Here is a 22,322-nt window from a genome sequence, read left to right as displayed (position 1 = left end):
AAAAAGGTCGGGATGAGTTGTGCCTAGGGGTGAAAGGCCAATCAAACTCGGAGATAGCTGGTTCTCCGCGAAATCTATTTAGGTAGAGCGTCATCCGAATACCCTCGGGGGGTAGAGCACTGGATGGGTAATGGGGCCCCACAGGCTTACTGATCCTAACCAAACTCCGAATACCCGGGAGTACTAGATGGCAGACACACGGCGGATGCTAACGTCCGTCGTGGAGAGGGAAACAACCCTGACCTCCAGCTAAGGCCCCTAATTCATGGCTAAGTGGGAAAGCAGGTGAGACGACCAAAACAACCAGGAGGTTGGCTTAGAAGCAGCCATCCTTTAAAGATAGCGTAACAGCTCACTGGTCTAAATAAGTTGTCTTGCGGCGAAGATGTATCGGGGCTCAAGCCATGAGCCGAAGCTGAGGATGCACATAGTGCATGGTAGCGGAGCGTAGTGTGAATAAACTCGTTCCTCTTTAGCGCCCATCCGGGCGTTTTGGAGGACCAGGTTTGACTGTGAAGCCGGGGCGTGAGCCATCCGGTGGAGTGATCACTAGCGAGAATGATGACATGAGTAGCGACAAACAGGGTGAGAGACCCTGTCGCCGAAAGTCCAAGGGTTCCTGCTTAAAGCTAATCTGAGCAGGGTAAGCCGACCCCTAAGGCGAGGCCGAAAGGCGTAGTCGATGGGAACCAGGTTAATATTCCTGGGCCAGGAAGTAGTGACGGATCGTGAAGGTTGTTCACCCTTATCGGATTGGGTGGGCCGCTAATCGGTTCCTGGAAATAGCTCTTCCGTAAGATCGTACCCTAAACCGACACAGGTGGACTGGTAGAGAATACCAAGGCGCTTGAGAGAACGATGTTGAAGGAACTCGGCAAAATACCTCCGTAAGTTCGCGAGAAGGAGGCCCAGTTTCTAGGCAACTAGTGGCTGGGGGCACAAACCAGGGGGTGGCGACTGTTTACTAAAAACACAGGGCTCTGCGAAGTCGCAAGACGACGTATAGGGTCTGACGCCTGCCCGGTGCCTGAAGGTTAAAAGGAGGGGTGCAAGCTCCGAATTGAAGCCCAGGTAAACGGCGGCCGTAACTATAACGGTCCTAAGGTAGCGAAATTCCTTGTCGGGTAAGTTCCGACCTGCACGAATGGCGTAACGACTTCCCCGCTGTCTCCAACATCGACTCAGCGAAATTGAATTGCCTGTCAAGATGCAGGCTTCCCGCGGTTAGACGGAAAGACCCCGTGCACCTTTACTACAGCTTCACACTGGCATCAGGCCATGCATGTGCAGGATAGGTGGTGGGCTTTGAAGCAGGAACGCCAGTTCCTGTGGAGCCACCCTTGAGATACCACCCTTGCATTGCTTGATGTCTAACCGCGGTCCGTTATCCGGATCCGGGACCCTGTGTGGCGGGTAGTTTGACTGGGGCGGTCGCCTCCTAAAGCGTAACGGAGGCGCGCGAAGGTTGGCTCAGAGCGGTCGGAAATCGCTCGTTGAGTGCAATGGCAGAAGCCAGCCTGACTGCAAGACTGACAAGTCGAGCAGAGTCGAAAGACGGCCATAGTGATCCGGTGGTCCCGAGTGGAAGGGCCATCGCTCAACGGATAAAAGGTACGCCGGGGATAACAGGCTGATGGTGCCCAAGAGTCCATATCGACGGCACCGTTTGGCACCTCGATGTCGGCTCATCTCATCCTGGGGCTGGAGCAGGTCCCAAGGGTACGGCTGTTCGCCGTTTAAAGAGGTACGTGAGCTGGGTTTAGAACGTCGTGAGACAGTTCGGTCCCTATCTGCCGTGGGTGTAGGATACTTGAGAGGAGTTGCCCCTAGTACGAGAGGACCGGGGTGAACGATCCACTGGTGGACCAGTTGTCATGCCAATGGCAGTGCTGGGTAGCTATGATCGGAAAGGATAACCGCTGAAGGCATCTAAGCGGGAAGCCCCCCTCAAAACAAGGTATCCCTGAGAACCGAGATAGACCATCTCGTCGATAGGCCGGAGATGTAAGCGCAGCAATGCGTTCAGTTGACCGGTACTAATTGTTCGATAGGCTTGATTTGATCCAGTAGAAGCTAGGCTTTGCGGATCAAAAGCATACACCACGTGTGTTTGACTTGGATAAGATGTTTCTTTCTCGGTTTGGTGGTCATAGCGCGAGCAAAACACCCGGCTCCATTCCGAACCCGGCCGTTAAGTGCCGTTGCGCCGATGGTACTGCATCTTAAGGTGTGGGAGAGTAGGTCACCGCCAAACCTAGAAAGAAACATCATCCTGTATCTCTCTCTACGATTTCCCTCCCCCGCACACTGATCGATACTGCACTGTTTGGCGCCCGTGTGACCGTTGCGCCGGTTAGTAGAGCAGAATGCGATGGTCAGGTCTGGAAATGGCGGGCAGGCTCTCTCTGAGATTTTTGGGGTTGATCGAACAGGAACCGGCGCATCGGTTGCTGATCGATATCCGCCAATCGGATCGATGCTGAGGAAGGGCGAACATTGTGTTGCCCTCTCATCAGGAGCATGAGCGGTGCCAAATTAAGATTATAAAATCATTGATAAAAAAGAAATCTGGCATGGACGCGAAAAGCTCCAAAGATCACCGAACAGACCCTTGCGCCCGTCTGTCATTGAAGTTACACACTCCCCAATCGTCGCGGGGTGGAGCAGCCCGGTAGCTCGTCAGGCTCATAACCTGAAGGTCGTAGGTTCAAATCCTACCCCCGCAACCATCTTTACTTGCGTTGACCCCGCCTGACCGGCGGGGTTTTTCGTTTGAACGGAAAGCGTAAGGATTCCAGCGAGATCGCCCTGAACATCGATCTCCACCTTGCCGTCCGCAGGCGTCAGCACGATTGTCTCGACCAGCGTCCTAAGGATATCGGCGGCTTCGGTGCGCTTCTCTTCATCATCATCCTGTAGGGCATCGTAGAGCTGCTGGACGCGTGAGCGGTACAGGTCTGCCATTGAGGGATGCAGAAGCGGCGGGGGGCCGTCGGCTGTCTCTAGGAAGGCGGTGAGCTCCGCCTTTCGCGCCTTGAGCCCGTCGCCGCGCTCCTTCACGGCATCCACTGACAAAGCGTCTTTGAGGTAGAGGTCCATCAGCTTCTTTTCCTGACGATCGATCTTCTCGATCTCCGCTCGGGCTGCGTTGATGCCGGCACGGCTTTCCATGCGAAGACGATTGAGCTCTTGCGTGAACACCTTGCAGAATTGAGCGAACAGCGTTGGATCAACAAGTCGAGTGCGCAGGGCATTCAAGACACGCGACTCCAGCTCATCACGCCGGATGTTGACACGGTTGTCGCAAGTGCCCTTGTTCCGAGCCGTGGAGCATCCGATCAGCGTTGCGGAGATCGCGGAATATCCGCCGCCGCAGCAGGCGCATTTCGTGAGACCAGAAAAGAGATACTTCGGACGGCGGCGGCGATGGACTTTCGCCACATCGGCGTGACCATTCTCGTCTCGCACGACCCTGTTCCGCGCCTGGCGGGCCTTTACCGCCTCCCAAAGCTCGTCATCCAGGAATCGGAGCTCCGGCACGTCCTGTATAACCCACTCGTCCTCGGGGTTGGGTCGCGCCTGCCGCTTGCCAGTATCCGGATCTTTCACGAAGCGCTGTCGGTTCCAAACGATCCTTCCAATATACATCTCGTTGTTCAGGATGCCGTTCCCGCGCTTCGGGTTGCCGTTGATCGTGCTGAATCCCCAATCTCCGCCCGAAGGGGCGGGGATGCCCTCCCTGTTGAGGGCGAACGCGATCTTCTTGGCCGATTTGCCGGCAGCGTAGTCGCGGAAAATGCGGCGGACGACCTCCGCCTGCTCATCGTTTATTTCTCGATCTCCGCGTATCGGTTCGCCATTCGCATCGAGCTTCTTGACCACATCGTAGCCATAGGCGTTTCCGCCACCGGACTTGCCCGCCTCGACGCGACCGCGCTGTCCTCGCCGCGTCTTGTCGGCCAAATCCTTGAGGAAAAGTGCGTTCATCGTGCCCTTCAGACCGACATGCAGATGCGAAACCTCGCCTTCGGACAGCGTAAATATCTTCACGTCCGCATAGGACATACGCTTGAACAGGCCGGCGATGTCCTCTTGGTCGCGGGAAAGGCGATCCATCGCCTCCGAAAGCACGATATCGAAGCGGCCCCGCGTGGCGTCCGAGATCAGCGCCTGAACGCCGGGTCGCAGGAGCGAGGCCCCCGATATGGCGTGATCGGAATATTCCTCGACGATCGTCCAGCCTTGCTTTTCGGCATGGAGACGACACATGCGAAACTGGTCGGCGATGGAAGCATCGCGCTGATTGTCGGAGGAATAACGGGCGTAAATTGCGACTTTCAATATGCGTCTCCCAAAGCCATCAGGAGCCGCGCGCGCTCTGTCTCGTGTTCTCCTGTTCGAAAAATTCGCGCGCCGCTTGCCTTGCGAGAAAGTCGACCAGCCGGACAAGACGAGGATCGGGATCGCCACGCGGCGTGAACCTCAACTCCGGCTCTTCGACAAGCATGGCCTCGAGCAGCTCTTCGCGCTCTGTGGGCATCACGTCCGCATCTAATTTGCTCGCTTCGCGGGTCATGCAGAGCAACATTTATGCTCGAAGTGCAACAAGCAATTGAATTCACAGGCGAATATGTGGCGGCGTTCTGCTGCCTCTGGCGCATTACTGCTGGGTGCTGCGCACCATAGCGGGCGCTGGCATAGTAAAATAACCTAGCGAACCTTGAATGATTTTGCGCGCTCCGCATCTAAACTCCCGCTTGGTAACTCTTAATAGTACGCACGGACTCGGCATTTTGTCCTATGTCATCCAATATAGCGTATTGCAATTTGCAGTACAAGATGTTATCTCTAGTCCGAAGGAGGTGCCCCATGGCCACCAAAGCTGAACGTAAAGAATATCCGATCTCAATGCGGCTCCCGGAAGCGGACGTCGCGATGATTGATCGCGCCGCCGGTCTGCGAGGACGTTCACGCACGGACTTCGTACGTGATGCTGCGGTTCGTGCCGCCGAGGATGTGCTGATGGAAAGCCCCCCGATCCGCATGAGCCCGGAAGGCTTTGCCGAGTTTATGGAGACTGTGTCAGCACCAGCGGCACCGGTGCCGGAAATGGTTGAAGTCGTGGACCGCCCCGCACCCTGGGAACCAGGATACGCGGCGAAACGCTGACCCTTGGCTCTTTCTGCTCCCGAGCCGCTGACCGCTGAGCACGACGTCTCTCAGTTCACCTGCGGAAAGCCGACCCTCGAACACTGGCTGAAAACACGCGCTCTTTCCAATCAGGAGAAGGGCTTTACCGCTGTGCTGGTCGTTCACGATGCCAATCGTGTCGTCGGGTACTATGGTCTGGCGCCGACTGCGGTGGTTCCAAATGTGATGCCACGATCCATCCGGACCGGCCAGCCGCCTGATCCGGTACCCTGTCTTTTGCTGGGCCAGCTTGCGACAGATACCGCCTGGGCAGGGCGCGGGATTGGCACGGGTCTTGTGAAGCACGCTCTCGAACGCAGCGTGAGTGCCGCCAAGCTCGTCGGCGGTCGTGCCCTCATTGTAAATGCTATTGACGACGAGGCTGCCGCGTTCTGGCAACGGCGCGGCTTTCTCCCTTCAAGGGATGACCCGCTCATTCTTTTCCGCTCCATGGCCGCGATTGCCGCTTCGCTTCATCACCATAAGGATTGATCGGACGCCAACGGCCGAGGCTGTGTGAAAACCCGGTAATGTTGTATGCTCTACGCAAAGGGCAGGAGCAGGCATGGCGGGTTTCATCGAGGGTGTCGATCGCGGCCAGGTGTCGCTGTTTCCGGAGCGGCTGGAGGAGTGGATCGACGAAGAACACCCGGTTCGGGTCATCGATCTCTTCGTCGAGGATCTCGACCTTGTCGGGCTCGGGTTCGAACGGACCTCCGCCGCGCGGACGGGACGGCCCGGCTATCATCCTGGCGTCCTGCTCAAGCTGTTCATCTACGGCTACCTGAACCGCATTCCGTCGAGCCGACGCCTGGAGCGCGAGGCCGGTCGGAACGTGGAGCTGATGTGGCTGACCGGTCGGCTGGTTCCCGATCACAAGACGATCGCGGACTTCCGGCGCGACAACGGTCCGGCGATCCGGCGTAGCTGCGCGGCATTCGTCGATCTGTGCCGCCGGATGGGCGTCCTCAAGGGCGACTGCGTCGCGATCGACGGGAGCAAGTTCAAGGCGGTAAACAACCGCGATCGGAACTTCACGAAGGGCAAGATCACCAGCCGGCTCGCGCATCTCGAAGCGAGCGTCGAGCGCTACATCGACGAAATGGTTCGCATCGACCGCCAGGAGGCAGGCGAAGAGCGGGCGGAGAGGGTCGACAATCTCGGCCGGCGCTACGCGCGTGTCCAGAAGGAGATCCAGCGCCTTCGGAGCATGGAACGTGCGCTGGAAGACGCGCCCGACGGCCAGATTTCTCTGACCGATCCGGATGCCCGCGCCATGGCAACCAGCGCAAAGAACAGCGGCACGGTCGGCTACAACGTCCAGGCCGCCGTGGATGCCGAGACCCATCTGATCGTCACTCATGACGTCACCAATCACCGGCACGACCGCGACCAGCTCGCGGCCATGGCCAAAGCGTCCAAAGCAGCGCTTTGTCGCGACGAGCTCAGCGCGATCGCTGACAAGGGCTACTTCAGCGGCCGAGAAATCCTTGCCTGCCACGAGGCGAGTATCGTCACCACGGTTCCCCGCCCCGAAACCTCGGGCAACCGCAAGAGGGGCATGTATGTGAAGGCCGACTTCGCCTACGACGACGCCCGCGACATCTATCGCTGCCCGGCCGGGGAGGAGCTGACCTATCGCTACACGACGGAGGAGGACGGTCTGCAGTTGCGTCGCTACAGGACGAACGCGTGCCGGGATTGCCCGCTCAAGAACCGCTGCACTACCGGCAAAGAACGCCGGATCACCCTGGCCTGCCCCTATCGGGTGGTCCGGTTTCAGTCTTAGTGCATGACGGGTCTTGGCGCCAATGTTGTAGCTTGAGGTGGGGGCGATCCGCGGTCGCTTGGCGGCCAGTGTAACGCCTGCGGGGCCGGTGGCCGATAGCCCAGGGATGAGTGGGGCCGGGCGGTGTTGTAATGGACCCGCCATGCTTCGATCACCACGCGGGCCTCGGCGAGGGAATAGAAGACCTCGCCATTGAGCAGCTCGTCGCGGAGCTTGGAGTTGAAGCTTTCGCAGTAGCCGTTCTCCCACGGGCTGCCCGGTTCGATGAACGCCGTCTTCGCGCCCACCGCATCGATCCAGTCTCGGACGGCCTTGGCGATGAACTCCGGACCATTGTCCGAGCGAACATGGCCGGGAACACCTCGCAGGATGAAGAGGTCGGTCAGGACATCGATCACCGCGGTGGAATTGAGCTTCCGGTCGATCCTGATCGCCAGGCACTCCCGGGTAAACTCATCGACCACGTTGAGCATCCTGAGTTTCCTCCCATCGTGCGTCCGGCTCTCGACGAAATCGTAGGACCAGACGTGGTTCGGACGCTCGGGCCGAAGTCGGATGCACGATCCGTCATTTAGCCAAAGCCGACCCCTCTTCGGTTGTTTCTGTGGCACCTTGAGCCCCTCCCGCCGCCAGACCCGCTCGACCCGCTTCACGTTCACGGCCCACCCGGCATCGCGTAACATCGCCGCGATCCGGCGGTAGCCATAGCGTCCATACTGGCTGGCGAGCGCGATGATGTCCGCGGTTAGCGCGTCTTCGTCGGGACGGCCCCGCGGCATTTTCCGTTGTGTCGAACGATGCTGCCCGAGCACGCGGCAAGCCATTCGCTCCGACACGTCGAACTTTTCCCTGACGTGGTCGATACAATGGCGACGGCGAGCGGGGCTCAGAAGTTTCCCGAGGCGGCCTCCCGGAGGATCAGTTTCTCGAGCGTCAGGTCGGAGACCGCCTTCCGCAGGCGCTCGTTCTCCTTCTCGAGTTCCTTCAGGCGTTTCACCTGGTCGGTCTTCAGACCGCCGAACTCCTTGCGCCAGCGGTAATAGGTGAACTGCGTCACCTCGATTGACCGCACTGCCTCGGCTACTGAACGACCTTGTGACACCAACACATCGACCTGCCGAAGCTTCGCGACGATCTCTTCCGGCTTGTGCCTCTTCTGTCCCATTCCTTCATCCTCCATCTGGCTCGAAAGCCTACTTCAGGGAGGACCACTTTTCAGGGGGCAGACCAGTTCCACCATGGCAGCAGTTTCCCAAGTTCGTCGGCGAAAGGATAATCTCTTTTGGGATGCGACGTATCGACAACCAAATCATTGTGTACGCCATCCAATCGCCATCCCCAGTATTTTTCGGTGTTTGACAATCTCAAAGCCTCTAAAAACGTTAGCTCTGTCGCCTTGGAAAGGGTCCGCTCAAGCTCTGGCACAGCGACAAAGACGATGGGCCTTTTGTCCTCAGCGGTTATTTCAACATCTTTGTCACGCGACATTTGCTCGGCGTTTGCCAGAACCTCCTTTCTGAGCGAGTCAGCCAACACAAGCCAGTTGTCCAAAGTCAACACAACCCCAACCGCATCGTCATCAACCGCTTTGCCGGTGTAGCCCCGTCTGCAATGCGAGAAGAACCGCCACAACTGGAAAATGGCTTTGGTAATGTCCTGAAAGCCGCGTGCGGTAATTGGGTTCATTCCAAACATTGCTTCTTGAGACATGCGGGTTGCCTTGCATTCGAACGCCGCAGTGATTTTGGAGTTCTGGCTGGCTAAGACATCTGGCGTATCGAAGTGGTTGGGTTTCTTCCGATAGCTGAATTCAGGTTCCCAATCCAAGCTGGGCAAGCTTCGGCTTAAATGCTCTAAGCAATAGTCTTCGAACCGTGCTCCATAGTCGTCTCGAATTGGGCCACCGCCGTTGATGACATCGTAGAATACGCCCGATGTCACCCTTTCGAGAATGAGTTCCGGCAAAGGCGAACGTATGCGCTCGCCGTCTTTTCCAAACCGTAGGCAGGGCGCTTGCCTAAGAATGCTTGGCTTGTCGGCAGTGTGAATCGTCTTTCGCCGCCTATCGCGCGCCAGAACCGCAGCCCTCGGGAAAGGTAGTGCAATCAGCGCCAAGACCTGTTCGACTTCTTCCCAGTCGACGCCCAGTTTGGCCCATGATTCATCGTTCCGTACGACTGGGTAATTTGCCAGGGACACAAAGAGCATGAACCCAATTTGTGAGAATCGGTTCAACGTGATCCCGTTCTCTTTCTCGAAGTAAGTCGCACAAGGCCCCTGACCGTACACAAAAGCGTTGCGATAGAACTGAGGGATATTCACAAACCCTCGCTGCCAGTCGAACTGGCGCGCCGCTATACGCCCCATTTCAATGAAAATGTCTTGGCGTTTCTTCTGAATCCTATACTCGACGTCTTCCAACTTCCGAAGCCAATTCACGCAGTCCGTCGTTGCGCCAAAGTGGTCCCAACGCAGTTTCCTTGTTGGGCCTTTTTGCTTCGGCCTGGACTTTGGCACGGTCATTAACTCATTAGCCAGCGTCTCGATTTCCCATTTGTGTATTGAGTATTTGCTGGGCATCTTAGCGGAGATTGCACCCCTAGGAATAGTATCTGGCTGTATAAACTTACGCGCCGGGTCAGGGTTTTCGGTCTGAAGAATGTGCGTTGCCCACAAGAGCTGAATAAACTCCTCGTCGCCCGCCCGAGACAGCAGCTTGTTCAGTTTCTTCCGGTAATGGTCGCGCATTCCTTAGCGAACTTGCTTGACTGCATCGCGTACGGACTTGGCGAACCACTGACTAAGGCCAAGGTCTAAAGCCAGCCGATAGAATTCTTCGTCTTCCTCGTGCAAGCTAAACTTGCGAACGATTGTCCGCGTCTTTGCCGCAATGCCTGTTATGTCGCTCGACGATACCCAGTCCGGGTTGCCGACAGCCTCTTCAAACTCAGTGATTGCAGCGTCTGGTAACTGCGCTCCGAACAGGAAGTAACGCAGATACGGCAGAAAGTTCGGGTGAATATAGATTTCATCTCCCTGATTGCCATTCCGCTCAAACACTCCCTTGGAGGAGGTTTTGAGCCGTCCAAGATGATACTCAGGGTCTGTCCAGTATTTCAGGCGAATTTCTGGGATTGCCTTCCGCTCTGCCAGCGACTGCAGTAGCTCCAAAATCAGAGGCGCTTGCCGTTTGTATTGCTCGTGATCCAACGCAGTTTGGTCCAACTCAATGCCACTGAGGATTTCTGTCTCGTCTCCCGTAAGCTCGATTTCGTATCTCATTACACTGCCCCAGATGTTCGATTTTGGTTCCGGAGAAGGTATGGCGATGTTGCGAATTCTTCAACCAGAGGAAGCAAGGCCGGAACGGCCCTTTGCGGACAATTAGCTGTGACAAGTTTGTCTCCGTCAAGTCCAGCACGTCGCACTGCTGCTAGCCGCAGTTAGTACTGAACTGTGGATACCAGATTTGATTGCTGGCATAAGCAAATGGTCTGCCCCCTGAAAAGTGGTCCTCCCTGAAGTAGGCTTTCGAGCCAGATGGAGGATGAAGGAATGGGACAGAAGAGGCACAAGCCGGAAGAGATCGTCGCGAAGCTTCGGCAGGTCGATGTGTTGGTGTCACAAGGTCGTTCAGTAGCCGAGGCAGTGCGGTCAATCGAGGTGACGCAGTTCACCTATTACCGCTGGCGCAAGGAGTTCGGCGGTCTGAAGACCGACCAGGTGAAACGCCTGAAGGAACTCGAGAAGGAGAACGAGCGCCTGCGGAAGGCGGTCTCCGACCTGACGCTCGAGAAACTGATCCTCCGGGAGGCCGCCTCGGGAAACTTCTGAGCCCCGCTCGCCGTCGCCATTGTATCGACCACGTCAGGGAAAAGTTCGACGTGTCGGAGCGAATGGCTTGCCGCGTGCTCGGGCAGCATCGTTCGACACAACGGAAAATGCCGCGGGGCCGTCCCGACGAAGACGCGCTAACCGCGGACATCATCGCGCTCGCCAGCCAGTATGGACGCTATGGCTACCGCCGGATCGCGGCGATGTTACGCGATGCCGGGTGGGCCGTGAACGTGAAGCGGGTCGAGCGGGTCTGGCGGCGGGAGGGGCTCAAGGTGCCACAGAAACAACCGAAGAGGGGTCGGCTTTGGCTAAATGACGGATCGTGCATCCGACTTCGGCCCGAGCGTCCGAACCACGTCTGGTCCTACGATTTCGTCGAGAGCCGGACGCACGATGGGAGGAAACTCAGGATGCTCAACGTGGTCGATGAGTTTACCCGGGAGTGCCTGGCGATCAGGATCGACCGGAAGCTCAATTCCACCGCGGTGATCGATGTCCTGACCGACCTCTTCATCCTGCGAGGTGTTCCCGGCCATGTTCGCTCGGACAATGGTCCGGAGTTCATCGCCAAGGCCGTCCGAGACTGGATCGATGCGGTGGGCGCGAAGACGGCGTTCATCGAACCGGGCAGCCCGTGGGAGAACGGCTACTGCGAAAGCTTCAACTCCAAGCTCCGCGACGAGCTGCTCAATGGCGAGGTCTTCTATTCCCTCGCCGAGGCCCGCGTGGTGATCGAAGCATGGCGGGTCCATTACAACACCGCCCGGCCCCACTCATCCCTGGGCTATCGGCCACCGGCCCCGCAGGCGTTACACTGGCCGCCAAGCGACCGCGGATCGCCCCCACCTCAAGCTACAACATTGGCGCCAAGACCCGTCATGCACTAAGACTGAAACCGGACCACCCGATAGGGGCAGGCCACTGCCTGATGCGGAAGCACCGGTCGCGCCAACCCATTGGAGCTTTGGTCAACTGGCGAGCCTTGTCGGCGCGCCAGCCGCCTATCTGCGTCAGCTTCCAGCGCCGCTCGCGGGCATCAACTTGCAATACGGACTCACCAATCACCGCGCCGAGCAGGTCAAGACCATGGAAGTCGCGAATGGCCGGACCGAACTGCGTGCCGTCACAGGCGCTGACTATGGTCGTATCTACGACCACGAACTGGTCTTGGCAGTTCAGCGGATCGCGGGCGACGGCGTCGGCGACACGCGCTGGAAGGTGCCGGGCGTGCTCGACTGGTCGACCGGCATCTATAATCCCAATGTTGATGTCACCAAGGACACGACGACCCTTTACGCGTCGGACCGGGACGTCTTCCTTTTCCTCGTCGACGATCTGAATCCGATCGAAGCTGGAACCCTGCCGGACGGCTCGCCCGATCTCTTCTTCCGCGGATTCTATTGCTGGAACTCGGAGGTTGGTGCCAAGACGCTCGGCATCGCCAGCTTCTACCTGCGCGCCGTCTGTCAGAACCGCAATCTCTGGGGCGTCGAAGACTTCCAGGAGATTTCTATCCGACATTCCAAATACGCCGCCAATCGCTTTGCGCACGAAGCAGCGCCCGCTTTGGCGAACTTTGCCGACTCCTCACCGCAGCCCTTCATTCAGGGCATCCGCGCCGCCCGCGAACGGATCGTCGCGCGCAGCGACGAGGATCGGACCGACTTCCTGCGCAAGCGGGGTTTCTCCAAGGCGGAGAGCGGCAAAATCGTCGAGACGGTGCTCGCCGAAGAAGGTCGCCCGCCCGAAAGCGTGTTCGACTTCGTCCAGGGCATCACCGCCGTGGCGCGGTCCAAGCCGCAGCAGGATGCGCGTCTCACCCTGGAGACCCGCGCCAAGAAACTGCTGGAGCAAACCACCTAGCCGCGACTGTTTCGCCTCAACTTAATCGCCGGCGCCCGGCCCATCTCTCCTGAGAGGAAGAGGTGGGCCGGGATTTTCGTGACGGGTTTGGAGGTCGAGAGAGTGTCTCTGGACCGCCCGTCGCGGAGAAAATCCATGACCAAGTCCAAGAAAATCACCCTCAGCGCCTCGCGCGACATTCCCTTCAACAAGTTGCTGCTGAGCCAGTCGAACGTCCGTCAAATCAAGTCCGGCGTGTCGATTGACGAGCTGGCCGAGGACATCGCTCGGCGCACGCTGCTTGCAAGCCTCACCGTGCGGCCGGTGCTAGATGAAAGCGGCGCGGAGACCGGCATGTTCGAGATCCCGGCAGGCGGTCGCCGCTTCCGCGCGCTCGAACTTTTGGTGAAGCAGAAGCGGCTCAACCGGACAGCGCCCGTTCCCTGCATCGTGCGCACTGATGGATTGGCCGAAGAAGACAGTCTCGCCGAGAACGTCCAGCGCGCGCCGCTCCATCCGCTGGATCAGTTCCGCGCCTTTCGGGCCATGCGCGAGAAAGGCAAGTCGGAAGAGGAGATTGCGGCCGCGTTCTTCGTCTCGGCAAATGTCGTGAAGCAGCGCCTTAAACTCGCATCTATCGCGCCGTCGCTTCTCGAGGCCTACGCCGACGAAGACATCACGCTCGATCAGCTGATGGCGTTCACAGTCAATCCCGACCATGAGCGACAGGAACAGGTCTGGGACGCGCTCAAGCAGCACTATTCCAAACAACCTTACGAAATCCGGCGCATGCTGACCGAAGGCGCCGTCCGCGCCTCCGACCGGAGGGCGCAATTTGTTGGCCTCGACAATTACATCGAAGCGGGCGGCGAAGTTCTTCGCGATCTGTTCCAGACAGACGATGGTGGTTGGCTTCAGGATGCGGCCCTGCTGGAAACCATGGTAGCTGAGAAGCTGAACGAGGACGCCGAGGCGATCCGGGCCGAGGGCTGGAAATGGATCGAGGTCGCGACCGACTTTCCATATGGCCATACCTACGACCTGCGCCGCATTCGTGGTGAAGCCGAGCCGATGAGCGAAGACGAGGACAAGACCTACGCCGCGCTCAAAGCGGAATATGAGAAGCTCGAAGACGACTACGCCGAAGCCGACGAACTCCCCGAAGAGATCGACGCTCGGCTCGGTGAGGTCGAGACGGCCATGGAGGCGTTGCAGGATCGGCCTATCCGGTTCGAGCCGGAGGACTACGCCGTCGCAGGCGCGTTCGTCAGCATCGATGGCTCGGGCAGTCTGCGGGTCGAACGCGGCTATGTGCGGGCGGAAGACGAGCCAGCAGTCGAGGCAGATGATGACCCAGACAGTGAGGTGATTGATCCGACCGCGGAGGACGGTGTCGCCGACGGAGCCGATGCGGTGGCGGAATTGGACGAGGATGACGACGACGGCACCAAGCCGCTCTCGGACCGCCTGATCTGTGATCTGACCGTCCATCGCACGATGGCCCTGCGCAATGCGCTGGCGGGCGATCCGCAACTGACCATGCTCGCCTGTCTCCACTCCATGGTATTGCAGCTCTTCTACCATTACGGCCAGGACAGCTGTGTCGAGATCACGCCTAAAGCCACGCATTTCGGGGCGCAGGCCGAAGGGCTCGGCAACACGGCCTATGCGCAGGCCATCGATCAGCGGATCGAGACCTGGGCCGCGAACCTCCCGAAAGCACCGGAAGACCTGTGGGACGCGCTGACCGAATGGGACAGCGACAGCCGCGAGGCTCTCTTCGCCCATTGCGTGGCAATGACGGTCAATGCGGTGCAGGAACCGCATTACCGCAAACCGCGTGCACTCGCCCATGCAGACGTGCTGGCGGCAACGCTCGGTCTCGACATGGCAAAGGCGGGCTGGACTGCTACAGCGGACAGCTATCTCGGTCGGATTACCAAGGCACAGATACTGTCTGCCGTCAGCGATGCGAAGGGCGACAAGGATGCCGAGCGCATTGCCGGGTTCAAGAAACCCGACATGGTCGAAGCTGCCGAGGAACTGCTCGCGGGCACCGACTGGTTGCCTGCTCCCCTGCGGACACCGCCGCTGATCGAACAGCCCGATGAACCGGAGTTCGAGATCGTCGACGATAGCGATGAAGCCAGTGGCGAAGCGCAATCGGCGGCAAACGACGGCAAAACGGCCACGGACGAAGAGCTCGAACCGGCCGACGATGAGGCAAAGGAGCAGGAAGAAGAACTCGAAGCCGCGGAATGACGACAGCATTCCCCCACTGGGTCCGCCGCAAGGCGGGCCCTTTTTCTTTTGGAGGAACCGTCATGTCCCGATTAATCTCCGATCTGACCGAAGCCTTAGCCCGCAATGCAGAGGCTGTGTGTCGGCACTATCTTCCCGAGGGCCAGCGCCAAGGGCGCTATTGGATGATTGGCGATGTGAGCGGCACGCCCGGCCATTCCATGTTCGTTCGTCTGATTGGGCCCGTTAGCGGCAGGGGTGCCGCCGGAAAATGGACCGATGCCGCCACCGCCGAACATGGCGACCTGCTCGACATCATCCGTGAGAGCTGTGGGCTGGCTGATTTTGCGGACGTCGCCGAAGAGGCGCGACGGTTTCTGCGCTTGCCACTGCCCGAGCCACGCAGCGACCCGAACCCGCGACCCGCACCGGTTCCAGCCGGATCGCCGGAAGCCGCCCGGCGGCTGTTCGACATGGCGAAGCCGATTGCGGGCACGCTCGCAGAGTCGTATCTACACAAACGCGGCATTACGGCTTTGCACGAAACCGCAAACCTGCGTTTCCACCCACGGTGCTACTATCGGCCTGACAGCCATTCCGAGACCGAGACATGGCCCGCGCTCGTTGCCGCGGTTACCGATCTCGACGGCATGATTACTGGAGCGCATCGCACCTGGCTTGATCCAAATGGCTTGTCCGAAAGCAATCTTGGCAAGGCCCCGATCGACACGCCGCGCCGTGCAATGGGCAATCTTCTCGGACATGCCGTCCGGTTCGGGACCGCTCATGATGTCATGGCGGCGGGCGAAGGCATCGAGACCCTGCTGTCGCTGAGGACGGTCGTGCCTGACATGCCAATGGTGGCTGCACTCTCTGCCGCTCATCTCACGGCCATCCTGTTCCCGGCGACACTGCGCCGACTCTATATCGCCCGTGACAACGACCCGGCAGGCGATGGCGCAATGGAGGCCCTGGTCGACCGGGCGCAAAAGGCCGATATCGAGGCCATCACGCTGTCGCCGCAACTCGGGGACTTCAACGAGGATCTGCGCCTTCTCGGGATCGATGCCGTGCGCAGCGCCATGCGCAACCAGATCGCACCGGAGGATGTCGCGCGTTTCATGAACTTCTCAGGCGTCGCCGGGAAGGAGGCGGAGCGGGCCTGACCCATCGAGCCGGGATCGGTCACGGGACGCGAGCACCCTAATCGGAAAGAGCCACGACCTTGGCCTTCTGAGAGGGCGACAGAACGGCAAACGGTGCGGACCGGCAATGCCTGCGCCCGGTTCTTTTCCGTCGGCCCTACGGGCCGTTCCATCGCGAGCCAAAAGAACCGGGCTTCGCCATCCTCCGCTGCGCTCCGGCCCTCCACGCCTTCTCGGCATGATCTTCTCCCAAAACCGGCAGCCACTTTTGGGGATCATGCCCGTCGCTCCGGGTGCAGGTCCGCCCCGCTCGCCGTCTTTCGTCGCCATGAAGGCCGCGGCGGTCGCGGTCACCCGATGAAGGAGCCTCCCATGTTCACCGATCCCCGCGAGACCGTTGACGAGCCGCACCACAGCGCATCACCTACCGACGCGATCTGCACCGAAGTCCAACTGCACGGCTACCGTCATTCCGAGAACGATCGCGATCCGCGCGACGTCCCCGAGGACAACCAAATCGAAGGCGCCGTCGCCGATATCTTCGATGCCCTCGTGACGACGATGGCGGACACCAGCCTCGATACCGATCTTAACGAACTGCTCTGGTCGAGCGTCAACATGTTCCACCGCGCCACCGACCGGATCGAGCGCAAGCTCGACGACAACGAACAGGCGCAGAAACGCGGACAGCGCGAACAGGACGGCTCCGAGGTCAAAGCCGTGCAGCTCGAACATCTCATCGCAGTCGGCCAATCGCTCCTCGAACGCCGCGACTGCATGGAGGTCTATCGCGATAACGCCGCCGACCACTACCTGCGCCTGACCGGCTCACCTTGGTCCGCCCGGTCCGGATCACGGGTCAACCATCGCAACCTGACTTCGGCGATGATCGACAGCCGGGATTTCCTGGCCGCCAAGAAACGCGCCGATACCGAAGTGCATCTGCCCGCAGGCACCAAGATCGCCTTCACCGGCGGGATGGATTTCAATGATCATCGGCTGATTTGGGACACGCTCGACAAGGTTCACGCCAAGCACGCTGACATGATCCTCCTGCATGGTGGCTCGCCCAAGGGTGCCGAACTGATTGCCGCCAAGTGGGCAGAGACCCGCAAGGTTGTGCAGGTCGCTTTCAGGCCCGATTGGACGCGCCATGCCAAGGCGGCCCCGTTCAAGCGCAACGATGCGATCCTCGATACCCTGCCGATCGGGGTCATCATCTTCCCGGGCACCGGTATTCAGGACAATTTCGCAGACAAGGCGCGCAAGCTCGGCATCACGGCCCTTGATTTCCGCAAAAAGGGCGACCCATAAACGTCGCTCGAATATCGTTTCTGCGGCGTGAGTTATGGCCGCATTTAATCCTACTTTCTCGTACAACACTTGCTCATGCCGAGCGACGGCTCAGCTTTCCCGTGAGCCGCAATCCGTCGCGCATGTTGAGACCCAGCAGCGCGATGTTCACCGCGCCTGCGATCAGTTCCACCGCCTGCACAGTGTAGAAGCTCATGTCGAACGCGCCTGCCTGCGCCTTGAACGACAGGTAAAGCGCCGAGGGAATGAGGATCAGGATCCCGTTCGCGGCAATAAAGGGCATGCGTTTCCGCTTCTCGTCGACCAGCGGCCCCCGACGCTTCTTCGTCAGACGAAAGCCCGAGATCCCAACCGCCGCCAGCGCAGGAATGAGGATCGCGAACCCCCAAGGGATCAGTGTCTTTACGGTGGTGACGACGGAAGCGCTCGCAAATAGTTCCGACAGCGCTGTGGAGACCCAGAAAGTGAGAATCGTGAGCAGGGCGATGCTGCCTGCGATGGGATGAATGGTTTTGGTCATTGCGTCGCTCGCTTTATCAGGAGTATATAGCAGGCTATATATCATTGCATAGCAAGCTATTCAAGTGGGTTGGAGACATATGGAGTTCGTGAAGGAGCAATCGGCGGGATATCTCGCAAATCACATGGCGCGACTTTTCGCGCGCGGTCTTACGGAGCGGATCAAGCCTTTGGGTCTGACGACGGGCACTTTCCCGGCCCTGCTGGAGCTTTGGGAAAAGGACGGACTGACGCAGAAGGATCTGGTGATACGGCTCGATATCGAACAGGCGACAATGGCCAACACGTTGGCCCGGATGGAACGCGACGGGCTGGTTGTTCGCAAGAAGGATCCGTCGGACGGGCGGGCCCAACGGGTTTGGCTCACCGCGCGGGCGCGCGGTCTGCGTAAACCGGCGCTGGAGGCGGCAATGGCGGAGAATGCCGACGCACTTCGCTGTCTGTCAGAGGACGAGCGTCGGCAGTTCCTGACCTTGATGCAGAAAATTATCGCCGTTCGAAAACACCCGACAGAAACCGCCCGGCGATGAGTTCGACGCTCAAGCAGCGAGGACGAACAGACGAGTTTGGCAAATAGCGCTCCCCCTCACCGGCGCCATGGTGGACGCAGCCCCCGAGCCAGACATGAAGCTGTCGAGCGGCACTGAAGGCGACCCCGCATCAACTGACCGAAGGCATCGGATGACGGCTCCGAGCCTCTGTCATCAATCATTCGGGTGAAGACAGGCCATCCAGAAAAGCTCGGACACGGCTCCTGATTTCGTCGTGATGCCCGAGATGCAAGTGGCCGCCGCGGTCGAACAAAATGAGTTCCGAATTCCCGATCTGTCGAGACAGACCGATGCCGATTGCGAAGGGATTGATGCGATCATCGCGCGCATGCACGATCAAGGTCGGCACGGTGATATCTTCCAGCGGGTAAGACGTGTCCGGATCGATCGCGGCGACTTCGTTGCCAATCCCCTCAATCCGGCGCGAGGCCGGCAGAAACGATGTGACGATGCGGTCGACCCGGCGAAGCTCCTCGTCAGAGAGTCCATCTAGCAGGTCCGGCCGGGCGTCGAATGCTTCGCGCAATCGGCCCGGTGCAAGTTTCGACAAGGTCCAGTAGACGGTATCGCTGCCGAACAACGCTTCGTAGATCCATGGCGGAACGGGGCGCTCGCCATCCAGAGCGCCATGCGGTGTAAAGGGCGCGGGCGAAATGAGCACGAGGCCGCTTACGCGTTCCGTGTGACGAGATGCGAATTGCAGGGCGGGAGGTGCGCCGCCGGACACAGCCAGAACGAGGACACGTTCATGCCCCAGGTGGTCGAGGAGCGCGGCGAACGCATCGGCCTGCACCGGGGTCGAAGCATCTTCTGGCAACGGACTGCCGAGATACCCGAAGCGCGAGGGTGCGATCCACCGATAGCCCTCGCCGATGAAAGTCTGTGCGAACAGCAATCCCTGATCGAAGCCGCCGCCCGCGCCGTGAATGACAAGAACGGGAGGCCCTTCGCCGACAACAGCATATTCCACCGGCCCATTGCCGGTATCTGTAAATTTCTGCTGTGCCTCGATGCTTTCGATCCGCGCGCGCACATCGTGACCGGCCAGAACAGTCAGCGTCGCCCAGAAGGCCACGCCGAGCGCGACAAGTGTTCCTACGCTGACAATCAGGAGGCGTTTACGGCTCATGCGCTCGATCCCAATCGGACGTCGGTATCTCCGTTCGGAAGAAGGGGAAGTATTCCTCCGTCCCGAAATCATTGCCACCCTCGATACAGGTCGGTAGCCGATTGCCACTGAACTCGCGATACTGCGACAGATGTCCACCGAAGAGTTGCAGCCGGCGGCTCTTGTCCAGGTTTTCCGAACTCCAGCGTTGAATGATCACGGATCGCGACAGCCCGTCGGGGGCGAGCGTGATCTCGACCGCCTGTTCCAGCGCGCCATGGGTGACGACCGCACGCGCCGTATCGGGCCCTGCCTCTTCCCAGCGGATATGCTCCCCGGCAGTAGGCTCGCCGGGTCCGGCCATGTCGATCAGGTGGTGGTGATGGGCGATCTCTCCGGCAGGCTGGGCATGACCGCAGCCGTCAGGGCGGCCGGCTGGACGGATGCCCAGCTGGCGGAGCTTCGGCCGCTGCTCGACCCACCGGAAGATCCGGCCATCGATCCGGACGACATCCTGGCCTGCCTCGGACGCCAGGACCGCTCCACGCCCCACGCCCTCGCCCGGCAACTGCTCGATGGCTGGAGGGTGCCCGACCGGAACCAGATCATCCGCGATGCCGACCACATGGCGCTCTACACCCACCTGATCCGCAGTGAAGAGGCCGCGTCCCGCATTGCAGAAAGGCTGATAGGGTGATCGACCAGCGAATGTCAGGAAGGAGGAGCCCAAACGAGCTGATGGCAGTCCCCTGGCCAATAGCCCATTTCTGCAAGATAATTGCCCAAGATCAAAGCGAGTTGCGCTTTCGCATTGTATAGTCTGCAGGTGAACGACCGGTTGCTTTAATTCATTCAATTTACACTCGTTTCTTTGCGTCCCATTTTCCGTCGTGCTGCCAAGGACTGCCAAAAGATCTGTAGAAGCCCATTTACACATGGAGGACGATCATGGAAACCACTCAACTACATCGTGGTCGGCTCATCGACCACCTCCAGCTCGTGGTACACGACCTCGAGATCAGCCAAGACTTCTACACGGCCGTTCTGGCGGTGTTGGAGATCCCCATTGTTGGTACGACCGAGAACTATTTCTGGGCTGACGAACTCGTCGTATCCTCGGTTGGTAGCCCAGCGGCGCAAGGTGTGCTGACGGGACGTCACCATCTGGCCTTCCAAGCAAAGGACCGCACGACGGTGGATGCATTTTATCGTGCGGCGATGGCCCATGGAGGGCGCGATAACGGGGCACCCGGCGAGCGGGCTTATCACCCAGGATACTACGCTGCTTTCGTGCTCGACCCTGACGGAAACAACGTTGAAGCCGTTTACCATGGTGAGGCACGGCGCAGCGCACCATCGGTGGTGATCGATTTCCAAGGCTAAGCCAATCGCGCGTGGTGCACGCGAAGCAGATCATGCCGAATCCCGGAAGAGGATATTGAAACTGTGAGATCAAGATAGTATCTCTAGCTTAGTCACGATGGAGATTTGATGTCCCGGTAAAGTGGGGAGGCTAAAGTCCTCCCGATGCAAAATTAAAGAGCAGCGAACGGTGCCATAGGCTGGCAACGATCCCGGAAATTTTGCCCACACTTTCCCTACTGGATGAACCGAGCCCTGCTCGCGTTCGCGACATGAAAGACCATTCACGATGACACGTGACTATTCTCAATTATTCCCGGCTCAATCGGGCGTTCAGGACGCAAAGCATAAGCCTCCTTTTCTGAACACTCTTGGTTGGCAGCCCCACTTCTCTCAACAGCTCGATGTAAGTGAATTGGCGCAAACACCGCCTGTTCGTATCTTTGAAGTGCACCGCAATGGTCTTCATATTCTCGGCGATGGTATTGATGAGACGTTACCGCCCAGACGCGATGCAACAGTCGGCGACTGGTTGTTGTTTGATCGCGACAACCCGAAATCCAGCCGTGTGCTGGAGCGTAAAAGTCTGATCAAACGACGCGCGCCGGGAACAGGTCGCGAGGAACAGTTGATCGCCGCCAACATCGACACGGCGTTCATCGTCACGTCGTGTAATCAGGACTTCAACATCGCCCGGCTTGAGCGCTATGTCGCCGTCGCGTTCGAGGCGAAGATTACACCGGTCATCGTTTTGACGAAGACGGATATGATCGCCGAGCCCCAAGACTATATCGATGAAGCCAAGGCGGTGTCCGAGGCTGTCGCGGTCGTGGCTTTGGATGCGCGAGGCGATGAACCCGAAAGCAAGCTCGCTGATTGGTGCAAACCCGGCGCGACGGTCGCATTTCTGGGATCATCAGGCGTTGGCAAGTCAACCTTGGCAAACGCGTTGCTGGAGACACAGGCCATTGCGACACAATCCATCCGCGAGGATGATGCCAAAGGTCGCCATACGACCACGCGCCGCCAGTTGCACGCCATGCCCAATCAGTGCCTGATTTTGGATACTCCGGGCATGCGTGAGCTACAGTTGACGGATGCGGCATCGGGTATCGAAGACCTGTTTTCCGACATCGCTGATCTGTCCGGCAGATGTCGCTTCAAGGACTGCCAACACGAGACAGAACCGGGCTGCGCCGTTCTGGATGCTGTTGAAACCGGCAAGATCGATCCAGCTCGGCTGGCCCGCTGGCGCAAGCTGGTCGCAGAGGACGCCTTCAACTCTGCGACCCTGTTTGAGCGCAAGGCCAAGGATAAGGCCTTTGGCAAAATGGTGCGAACCCACGTGAGACAAAATGACAAACGAAAATAATGAAGTGACCCGATTACATATATTTCAAACCGGACAACATCGACGCGAAATG

At 59.1% G+C, this 22,322-nt stretch carries 17 protein-coding genes, 1 tRNA gene, 2 rRNA genes and 2 pseudogenes (1 of these 22 running past the window's edge); 15 read left to right on the top strand and 7 right to left on the bottom strand.

Going from position 1 to position 22,322, the window contains the following annotated elements; translation table 11 throughout:
- The 3 genes from ACQ651_RS14675 to ACQ651_RS14665 form a co-directional block, all read left to right on the top strand.
- Positions 1-2,061 (top strand): 23S ribosomal RNA (locus ACQ651_RS14675); it begins 769 nt to the left of the window's first position.
- A gap of 78 nt (positions 2,062-2,139) precedes the next feature.
- Positions 2,140-2,254, top strand: a 5S ribosomal RNA gene (rrf, locus tag ACQ651_RS14670).
- A 398-nt stretch (positions 2,255-2,652) separates the two neighbouring features.
- A tRNA-Met gene (locus tag ACQ651_RS14665) sits at positions 2,653-2,729 on the top strand.
- Here the strand turns inward: ACQ651_RS14665 and ACQ651_RS14660 are convergent.
- On the bottom strand, positions 2,686-4,470 hold the full coding sequence (locus ACQ651_RS14660) for a recombinase family protein (protein WP_430450337.1): 1,785 nt from the start codon (positions 4,468-4,470) through the stop codon (positions 2,686-2,688). The genes ACQ651_RS14665 and ACQ651_RS14660 overlap by 44 nt on opposite strands.
- A 399-nt stretch (positions 4,471-4,869) precedes the next feature.
- On the opposite strand from ACQ651_RS14660, the gene ACQ651_RS14655 reads away from it, so the two are divergent.
- The 3 genes and pseudogenes from ACQ651_RS14655 to ACQ651_RS14645 form a co-directional block, all read left to right on the top strand.
- Positions 4,870-5,169, top strand: coding sequence for a DUF1778 domain-containing protein (locus ACQ651_RS14655; protein WP_430449685.1), 300 nt, complete (start codon positions 4,870-4,872; stop codon positions 5,167-5,169).
- Between the two features lie 3 nt (positions 5,170-5,172).
- A complete protein-coding gene (locus tag ACQ651_RS14650; protein WP_430449684.1) occupies positions 5,173-5,682 on the top strand; it encodes a GNAT family N-acetyltransferase in 510 nt (169 codons plus the stop codon).
- Positions 5,683-5,755: 73 nt separating this feature from the next.
- A pseudogene (locus ACQ651_RS14645) lies at positions 5,756-6,940 on the top strand (IS1182 family transposase); the annotation flags it as partial.
- A 35-nt stretch (positions 6,941-6,975) separates the two neighbouring features.
- On the opposite strand, the gene ACQ651_RS14640 reads toward ACQ651_RS14645, so the two are convergent.
- The 3 genes from ACQ651_RS14640 to ACQ651_RS14630 all read right to left on the bottom strand — a co-directional run bounded on the left by ACQ651_RS14640 (position 6,976) and on the right by ACQ651_RS14630 (position 10,261).
- Positions 6,976-8,144 (bottom strand): IS3 family transposase gene (locus ACQ651_RS14640; RefSeq protein WP_430449681.1). Its coding sequence is split into 2 segments (ribosomal slippage): positions 6,976-7,880 and positions 7,880-8,144, totalling 1,170 coding nucleotides; the frame shifts between segments, so codons are not numbered across the junction.
- A 50-nt stretch (positions 8,145-8,194) separates the two neighbouring features.
- Positions 8,195-9,727 (bottom strand): hypothetical protein, encoded by a 1,533-nt coding sequence (locus ACQ651_RS14635; RefSeq protein WP_430449683.1) that lies wholly within the window; start codon positions 9,725-9,727, stop codon positions 8,195-8,197.
- A gap of 3 nt (positions 9,728-9,730) precedes the next feature.
- On the bottom strand, positions 9,731-10,261 hold the full coding sequence (locus tag ACQ651_RS14630; protein WP_430449682.1) for a hypothetical protein: 531 nt from the start codon (positions 10,259-10,261) through the stop codon (positions 9,731-9,733).
- Positions 10,262-10,534: 273 nt separating this feature from the next.
- On the opposite strand from ACQ651_RS14630, the gene ACQ651_RS14625 reads away from it, so the two are divergent.
- The 5 genes and pseudogenes from ACQ651_RS14625 to ACQ651_RS14605 all read left to right on the top strand — a co-directional run bounded on the left by ACQ651_RS14625 (position 10,535) and on the right by ACQ651_RS14605 (position 17,358).
- Positions 10,535-11,703 (top strand): IS3 family transposase gene (locus ACQ651_RS14625; RefSeq protein WP_430449681.1). Its coding sequence is split into 2 segments (ribosomal slippage): positions 10,535-10,799 and positions 10,799-11,703, totalling 1,170 coding nucleotides; the frame shifts between segments, so codons are not numbered across the junction.
- 34 nt (positions 11,704-11,737) lie between these two features.
- Positions 11,738-12,679, top strand: a pseudogene (locus tag ACQ651_RS14620) (DUF932 domain-containing protein); the annotation flags it as partial.
- Positions 12,680-12,814: 135 nt separating this feature from the next.
- A complete protein-coding gene (locus ACQ651_RS14615) occupies positions 12,815-14,920 on the top strand; it encodes a ParB N-terminal domain-containing protein (RefSeq protein WP_430449680.1) in 2,106 nt (701 codons plus the stop codon).
- A 62-nt stretch (positions 14,921-14,982) separates the two neighbouring features.
- The gene (locus tag ACQ651_RS14610; RefSeq protein WP_430450336.1) at positions 14,983-16,065 is read left to right on the top strand and encodes a DUF7146 domain-containing protein; all 1,083 of its coding nucleotides are present in this window, start codon (positions 14,983-14,985) and stop codon (positions 16,063-16,065) included.
- Positions 16,066-16,416: 351 nt separating this feature from the next.
- On the top strand, positions 16,417-17,358 hold the full coding sequence (locus tag ACQ651_RS14605) for a DUF2493 domain-containing protein (RefSeq protein ID WP_430450335.1): 942 nt from the start codon (positions 16,417-16,419) through the stop codon (positions 17,356-17,358).
- A 73-nt stretch (positions 17,359-17,431) separates the two neighbouring features.
- On the opposite strand, the gene ACQ651_RS14600 is transcribed toward ACQ651_RS14605, so the two are convergent.
- Complete coding sequence (locus ACQ651_RS14600) at positions 17,432-17,878, bottom strand: hypothetical protein (protein WP_430449679.1); 447 nt, start codon at positions 17,876-17,878, stop codon at positions 17,432-17,434.
- Between the two features lie 79 nt (positions 17,879-17,957).
- On the opposite strand from ACQ651_RS14600, the gene ACQ651_RS14595 reads away from it, so the two are divergent.
- Positions 17,958-18,407: a MarR family winged helix-turn-helix transcriptional regulator gene (locus tag ACQ651_RS14595; RefSeq protein WP_430449678.1), complete on the top strand. Its 450-nt coding sequence runs from the start codon at positions 17,958-17,960 to the stop codon at positions 18,405-18,407.
- A 178-nt stretch (positions 18,408-18,585) separates the two neighbouring features.
- Here the strand turns inward: ACQ651_RS14595 and ACQ651_RS14590 are convergent, their stop codons facing one another.
- Complete coding sequence (locus tag ACQ651_RS14590) at positions 18,586-19,557, bottom strand: alpha/beta fold hydrolase (protein WP_430449677.1); 972 nt, start codon at positions 19,555-19,557, stop codon at positions 18,586-18,588.
- Positions 19,547-19,900 (bottom strand): DUF6544 family protein, encoded by a 354-nt coding sequence (locus ACQ651_RS14585; protein ID WP_430449676.1) that lies wholly within the window; start codon positions 19,898-19,900, stop codon positions 19,547-19,549. The genes ACQ651_RS14590 and ACQ651_RS14585 overlap by 11 nt, the downstream gene beginning before the upstream one ends.
- An 18-nt stretch (positions 19,901-19,918) precedes the next feature.
- Here ACQ651_RS14585 and ACQ651_RS14580 point away from each other — a divergent pair, with 18 nt between their 5' ends.
- From ACQ651_RS14580 to rsgA, 3 genes are all read left to right on the top strand, one after another.
- Positions 19,919-20,233 carry a hypothetical protein gene (locus ACQ651_RS14580; protein ID WP_430449675.1) on the top strand — a complete coding sequence of 105 codons (315 nt, stop codon included), beginning with the start codon at positions 19,919-19,921 and terminating at the stop codon, positions 20,231-20,233.
- 251 nt (positions 20,234-20,484) lie between these two features.
- Positions 20,485-20,919: a VOC family protein gene (locus tag ACQ651_RS14575; RefSeq protein ID WP_430449674.1), complete on the top strand. Its 435-nt coding sequence runs from the start codon at positions 20,485-20,487 to the stop codon at positions 20,917-20,919.
- A gap of 268 nt (positions 20,920-21,187) precedes the next feature.
- Positions 21,188-22,270 carry a ribosome small subunit-dependent GTPase A gene (gene rsgA, locus ACQ651_RS14570; protein ID WP_430449673.1) on the top strand — a complete coding sequence of 361 codons (1,083 nt, stop codon included), beginning with the start codon at positions 21,188-21,190 and terminating at the stop codon, positions 22,268-22,270.
- Positions 22,271-22,322: the final 52 nt, after the last annotated feature.

The sequence above is a fragment of the Rhodophyticola sp. genome, from assembly GCF_965284195.1.
Lineage (GTDB): Bacteria > Pseudomonadota > Alphaproteobacteria > Rhodobacterales > Rhodobacteraceae > Rhodophyticola.
This window is presented reverse-complemented; position numbering and strand designations above follow the sequence as displayed.

What these genes read in the sequence shown, in the direction of transcription:
- ACQ651_RS14595 (WP_430449678.1), top strand. Translation starts at nt 17,958, where the DNA reads ATGGAGTTCGTGAAGGAGCAATCGGCGGGATATCTCGCAAATCACATG.
- rsgA (WP_430449673.1), top strand. Translation starts at nt 21,188, where the DNA reads ATGACACGTGACTATTCTCAATTATTCCCGGCTCAATCGGGCGTTCAG.
- ACQ651_RS14635 (WP_430449683.1), bottom strand. Translation starts at nt 9,727, where the DNA reads ATGCGCGACCATTACCGGAAGAAACTGAACAAGCTGCTGTCTCGGGCG.
- ACQ651_RS14600 (WP_430449679.1), bottom strand. Translation starts at nt 17,878, where the DNA reads ATGACCAAAACCATTCATCCCATCGCAGGCAGCATCGCCCTGCTCACG.
- ACQ651_RS14615 (WP_430449680.1), top strand. Translation starts at nt 12,815, where the DNA reads ATGACCAAGTCCAAGAAAATCACCCTCAGCGCCTCGCGCGACATTCCC.
- ACQ651_RS14585 (WP_430449676.1), bottom strand. Translation starts at nt 19,900, where the DNA reads ATGGCCGGACCCGGCGAGCCTACTGCCGGGGAGCATATCCGCTGGGAA.
- ACQ651_RS14610 (WP_430450336.1), top strand. Translation starts at nt 14,983, where the DNA reads ATGTCCCGATTAATCTCCGATCTGACCGAAGCCTTAGCCCGCAATGCA.
- ACQ651_RS14590 (WP_430449677.1), bottom strand. Translation starts at nt 19,557, where the DNA reads ATGAGCCGTAAACGCCTCCTGATTGTCAGCGTAGGAACACTTGTCGCG.
- ACQ651_RS14580 (WP_430449675.1), top strand. Translation starts at nt 19,919, where the DNA reads ATGGGCGATCTCTCCGGCAGGCTGGGCATGACCGCAGCCGTCAGGGCG.
- ACQ651_RS14655 (WP_430449685.1), top strand. Translation starts at nt 4,870, where the DNA reads ATGGCCACCAAAGCTGAACGTAAAGAATATCCGATCTCAATGCGGCTC.
- ACQ651_RS14605 (WP_430450335.1), top strand. Translation starts at nt 16,417, where the DNA reads ATGTTCACCGATCCCCGCGAGACCGTTGACGAGCCGCACCACAGCGCA.
- ACQ651_RS14575 (WP_430449674.1), top strand. Translation starts at nt 20,485, where the DNA reads ATGGAAACCACTCAACTACATCGTGGTCGGCTCATCGACCACCTCCAG.
- ACQ651_RS14630 (WP_430449682.1), bottom strand. Translation starts at nt 10,261, where the DNA reads ATGAGATACGAAATCGAGCTTACGGGAGACGAGACAGAAATCCTCAGT.